Origin of the sequence: Nitrosomonas sp. GH22, from assembly GCF_009833115.1 — a bacterium.
In the GTDB taxonomy this organism is placed as follows: domain Bacteria; phylum Pseudomonadota; class Gammaproteobacteria; order Burkholderiales; family Nitrosomonadaceae; genus Nitrosomonas; species Nitrosomonas eutropha.
In genome coordinates this window covers 1-4,998 of sequence record NZ_QRCA01000040.1, presented here as the reverse complement: position 1 = coordinate 4,998, position 4,998 = coordinate 1, and the positions used below count along the sequence as shown (strand labels likewise).

5 protein-coding genes are annotated in these 4,998 nt (G+C 45.9%); 4 read left to right on the top strand and 1 reads right to left on the bottom strand.

The window, feature by feature from the left end:
• Window positions 1–445: 445 nt before the first annotated feature.
• The 4 genes from phoB to pgsA all read left to right on the top strand — a co-directional run bounded on the left by phoB (window position 446) and on the right by pgsA (window position 4,121).
• Complete coding sequence (gene phoB, locus ABF86_RS11030; protein WP_074456504.1) at window positions 446–1,168, top strand: phosphate regulon transcriptional regulator PhoB; 723 nt, start codon at window positions 446–448, stop codon at window positions 1,166–1,168.
• 286 nt (window positions 1,169–1,454) lie between these two features.
• Window positions 1,455–1,868, top strand: a complete 414-nt coding sequence (gene rnk / locus ABF86_RS11025) for a nucleoside diphosphate kinase regulator (RefSeq protein ID WP_011635101.1) — start codon at window positions 1,455–1,457, stop codon at window positions 1,866–1,868.
• A 50-nt stretch (window positions 1,869–1,918) separates the two neighbouring features.
• Window positions 1,919–3,418: a glycerol kinase GlpK gene (gene glpK / locus ABF86_RS11020; RefSeq protein ID WP_074456505.1), complete on the top strand. Its 1,500-nt coding sequence runs from the start codon at window positions 1,919–1,921 to the stop codon at window positions 3,416–3,418.
• Between the two features lie 130 nt (window positions 3,419–3,548).
• On the top strand, window positions 3,549–4,121 hold the full coding sequence (gene pgsA / locus ABF86_RS11015) for a CDP-diacylglycerol--glycerol-3-phosphate 3-phosphatidyltransferase (RefSeq protein WP_011635099.1): 573 nt from the start codon (window positions 3,549–3,551) through the stop codon (window positions 4,119–4,121).
• A gap of 585 nt (window positions 4,122–4,706) precedes the next feature.
• Here the strand turns inward: pgsA and ABF86_RS11010 are convergent.
• Window positions 4,707–4,998: integrase core domain-containing protein (locus ABF86_RS11010; RefSeq protein WP_160803605.1), on the bottom strand; the 292-nt coding region annotated here is incomplete at its 5' end.

The window sequence follows — 4,998 nt, the reverse complement described above, 5'->3', positions numbered from 1 at the left end:
TGCTTTGTTAGATTGTTTTCTGTTTTTTTTTTTTTTAAAACGGCAGACGCACCGGTTACAGTCGGCAGGTGTCGCCTCCCGGATGGCCTGAAGGATTCTATCAGCTCTCTCATGACAGCTCGCGCCATGAACAGCGGATAACGAGTTTTATCTATACAATCATCCGGGACTGAACAAGTATGTACAAATTATTAATCCAAAAACTGTTTATTTATGCGGCATTACAAATCAATATAACTCCCTCTCTCCCAGAGTTTCACAAGCAGTTTCCTCCAGGATGGCTCTGATAATCTCCTCGCATCCTGAAAATATTATATGACCATGCGCCAGGCGTATCCCGCATGGCTATATTGTCAACAAAACAAGTTTTCAGGAAGTCATTGCTATGTCATCATTGCCTTGCATAATTCGTGCTGTTAGCCATATCCCCTCAGTGAGATGAAAGATGTCTGCAACGGTTTTGGTGGTAGAAGATGAGCCAGCAATTCAGGAGTTGATTGCCTATAATCTGCGCAATGCGAACTATATTGTTGTATGTGTAAATAGTGCCGAACAAGCGGTAGTAAAGATTAATGAGATATTGCCGGACCTGATATTACTGGACTGGATGCTCCTGGGTAAAAGTGGCATCGAATTTGCGCGATCACTGCGACGAGATCCGCGTACCAGGTCGATTCCTGTCATTATGCTGACTGCCCGGGTAGAGGAAGGTGACAAAGTGTCCGGGCTGGAAGCAGGAGCGGACGATTACATTACCAAGCCATTTTCACCACGCGAGCTGATCGCCCGGATAAAGGCAGTTTTGCGCAGGAGTCTGCCTGAAGCTTCTGATGAAATTCTCGATGCTGAGGGAGTGAGGTTGAACCCGATGACGCATCGGGTAACAGTCATCGATCAGGAAGATGGATTTCGAGAAAAGGAATTACTGGTCAGTCCCACCGAATTTCGATTGCTGCATTTTCTGATGGCTCATGCTGAGCGTGTGCATACTCGTGCTCAATTATTGGATCGGGTATGGGGTGATCATGTTTTTGTCGAAGATCGGACAGTTGACGTTCACATACGCCGGTTGCGCAAGGTGCTGGAGGTTGCTGGAAAAGCCGATTTGATCCAGACAGTAAGAGGGGCCGGGTATCGTTTTTCCACGCGAAATGAAGATACTTTCTGAAATTGGGATGCACTGGCCAATGAGATATCGGTAAGCTATACTGCCCTGACAAGCGCCATAGGTGGATGAGCCATATTAATGGCAATTGCAGGGCGCTTTTTGTCTTTTCAAGCACGAATACTTGATGCTGCTGTTTCTTCATAATAAGGTGTGGCTGTAACCAGTTGCTCCTGCCAATCAGTTATTCCCATTGACAGTGCTGTTCCGGAAGAGTTGTTTTTTTTCAGGCAGTGAGGCTGTTTTCCGCAGTGATTCACGTGAACGACCAAATTAGAGGAATGTAAAAATGAGTGTGAAACCAAAAATAATGATTTCTTCGCTTGATGCGGAGAGATTAGAAATGTTGCTGGATTCTCTTCCCCAGAGTGTATTTCCAGGAAGAGATGATCTGGAAGCCGAGCTTGCGCGCGCTGACGTGGTGGACCCAGAGGAAATTCCGCCCACTGTGGTCACAATGAACTCAACTGTCAGATTTAGGGTTGAGTCTTCGGCCGAGGAGTTTTGTCTGACGCTGGTCTATCCAAAGGATGTCGATACCAGTGGCGAGAAGATCTCGATCCTTGCACCAGTAGGAAGTGCCCTGCTGGGACTTTCACAGGGAGATGAAATTGAATGGCCAAAACCAGGCGGAGGGGTATTGCGTGTGCGTATTGTAGAAGTAACCTATCAGCCTGAGCGTTCCGGTGAATATTATCGGTAAGTGAACATGCTGTTTTCTGGAATTCTTTTGTTCTTTGTATAAAACCAGTTATGAATAACCAGCCAGTGATTCTGGCAATCGATCAGGGAACAACCAGCACTCGTGCCATTCTATTTTCGGCAACATTGGAAATTCTCGCGGTGCAACAGAAAGAGCTGAAGCTACATTATCCACACAAGGGGTGGGTCGAACAGAATCCAGAAGCTATCTGGCAGGATACGCTCGAAGTTTGTCATGCGGTACTGGAACACAATGTCAGTATGGTAGGGTCGGTTGCTGCTATCGGCATTACTAATCAGCGTGAAACAACTATTTTGTGGGATCGTAAAACCGGTAAGCCTGTTTATCCTGCCATTGTCTGGCAGGATCGTCGCACCGATATTGGTTGTGAGCAATTAAGAGCTCAAGGGTATGAGCCAATGGTAACAGCCCGGACTGGCTTGTTGTTTGATCCTTATTTTTCTGCAACTAAAATTGCCTGGATACTGGATAACGTCGAAGGAGTGCGTTCTCGGGCAATGCGTGGCGAGCTGGCATTTGGAACAGTGGATTGTTATTTGCTCTGGCACCTGACCGGCGGGAAGGTGCATGCTACGGATGTGACGAATGCTGCGCGGACACTGTTATTTAATATCGTTGAGCAAAAATGGGATGCAGATTTGCTGACATTGTTCAATATCCCGGAAACGATTCTGCCGGAAGTTCGCGATAACGCAGCCAGGTTTGGGATGACTGATCGGATCTTGTTCGGACGGGGAATTCCCATCGGTGGTATGGCAGGGGATCAGCATGCGGCACTGATCGGGCAAAGATGCTTCCGGCCAGGTATGGTCAAGTCTACCTACGGTACAGGTTGTTTTGCTCTCATGAATATCGGCTCGGATTTTAAGCCTTCGCAGCATCGTTTACTGACCACGCCAGCGTATCGTCTGAACGGTAAGATGGTTTATGCTATCGAGGGGTCTATTTTTATTGCCGGAGCAGCGATTCAATGGTTGCGAGACGAGCTGGAGTTTTTTCAGGAGGTTGCGGCGAGCGATGCATTGGCGCTCAGTGTGCCAGACAGCAATGAAGTGTATTTTGTGCCTGCCTTTACTGGTCTCGGTGCGCCATATTGGCGGCCGGATGTACGAGGCATGATCAGCGGATTATCGCGTGATACAACGCGGGTGCATATTGTACGTGCCGCACTGGAAGCGCAAGGCTACCAAACCCGGGATCTAATGGCGGCGATAGAAGAGGATGGCGGTCATCATGCCGAGATTATCCGTGTAGATGGAGGGCTGGTAGCAAACAAATTCATGTGTCAGTTTCTTGCTGATATATTGAACAAGCCGGTGGAAGTGCCAAAAATAACGGAAGCAACAGCACTGGGTGCAGCGATCCTGGCCGGTCTGACGGTGGATTTGTTTGCTGATCTGGAAGTAACTGGATGTTATTGGCAGCGGGATAAAATCTATACTCCTACGATAACAGAAACCGAAAGAGAACGATTGTATGCAGGCTGGAAAGCTGCAGTTCAATCGCTTCTGCACGCCTCCAGAAATTAGCTTGTTGAGCTCATTAAAGTGAAGCCCGGTGTAAGTCGTGATTACTCTGGGTAGAGAGAACGTCTGTAGTAAATTATAAATATCTGCCTACTAATGTGATGGGCTGAAACAGATTGGAGTGCTTTTGGTTATGCTGATGAATCTTCCCAATTCTTTGACGTGGCTGCGCATAATGGCTATTCCTCTGTTTGTTGGTATTTTTTACCTGCCATCAGAATGGTTGTCTCCAGCCGCGCAAAACTTGGTTGCAGCTATTGTATTTGGGGGGGCCGCATTGACTGATTGGCTGGATGGCTACTTGGCCCGAGCACTCAATCAAACTTCCGCATTTGGTGCTTTTCTTGATCCGGTGGCTGACAAGTTGATGGTAGCTGCTGCGCTGATTGTTTTGGTACATTTGGATCGGCTTGATGTATCGATCGCATTGATTATCATTGGCCGCGAAATTACTATTTCTGCTCTGCGTGAATGGATGGCGCAAATTGGCAAATCTAAAAGTGTGGCGGTTTCCTTTTTGGGCAAGATCAAGACAGCTGCGCAAATGGTGGCAATTCCTCTATTGCTTTACCATGATAGGGTTCATGATTCATTCGATTCACAAATGATTGGCACCTGGTTGATTTATATTGCCGCCATTTTGACATTGTGGTCCATGGTCTACTATTTGAGAGCTGCTATTCCACACGCTACTCATCGTCATTGAAGAAATTTTCATCAATAATAAGGTATCCCGCCATGTAAACGGGGGTAGTTGATTAAGATTTCAGAAAAAATAAAACAAAAGAGAATCTGCTTGCCGCCAATTTGGCGCCTATAAGCTTCTAGTACGAGCTTACCTACCTGTTTTTACAGAAAAAATAAAACCAAACGAGCTGGAAATCCTGTTGCATACAAACCTATATCCATAAAGTTTTCATGGTTTATTTTATTTTGAGGGATGATCTGGTTTTTGTGAGGGGGTGCTGTGAAGATTATTGCAATCAATTGATTTTGTGTTAACTAACTAAACCTTGTGGTTGTGTGAATAAAAATGCTTGACTAAAAGAGCCAAGGTGACTAGTCTTTCGGATGTATCTGGTGTGGGTATAGAAGCCTTCCCGGAACAAAATGAGAAATATTGAGGCAAAAATCAAGCAAAGACCGTGATTCAAATGTGGTTATTTGCGATGGACAGTAATGAAAAATTCTAATTTTCATTACTGGTTTTAACAAAATGTGGTGTAAAGGAGGATAAAGAGATGGCAACTACGTTAGGAACGAGCAGTGCCTCATCAGTCTCATCAAGAGGCTATGTGTTTAGTCCCACGGTGTGCTGGAATGGGTCAAAGATAAAACGATCTGGCTCATTTTTCCAGATTTTGCAGATGTATTCATAGGGTGTTAGGCCTTTGAGAGCTTTTAGTCTTTTGGCGAAGTTATAAGCCATCACAAAGCGATGGAGATGGGCCTTCAACTGATCGTGTGAGTCGTAATAATACCGTTTTACAGTCGCATCCTTGATGGTTCGATTCATGCGTTCAACCTGACCATTGGTCCAGGGATGGTTGGGTTTGGTGAGACGGTGCTCGATGCCGTTGATC

Coding starts and splice junctions, on each gene's coding strand:
- rnk (WP_011635101.1), top strand. CDS start 1,455: ATGAGTGTGAAACCAAAAATAATGATTTCTTCGCTTGATGCGGAGAGA.
- phoB (WP_074456504.1), top strand. CDS start 446: ATGTCTGCAACGGTTTTGGTGGTAGAAGATGAGCCAGCAATTCAGGAG.
- pgsA (WP_011635099.1), top strand. CDS start 3,549: ATGCTGATGAATCTTCCCAATTCTTTGACGTGGCTGCGCATAATGGCT.
- glpK (WP_074456505.1), top strand. CDS start 1,919: ATGAATAACCAGCCAGTGATTCTGGCAATCGATCAGGGAACAACCAGC.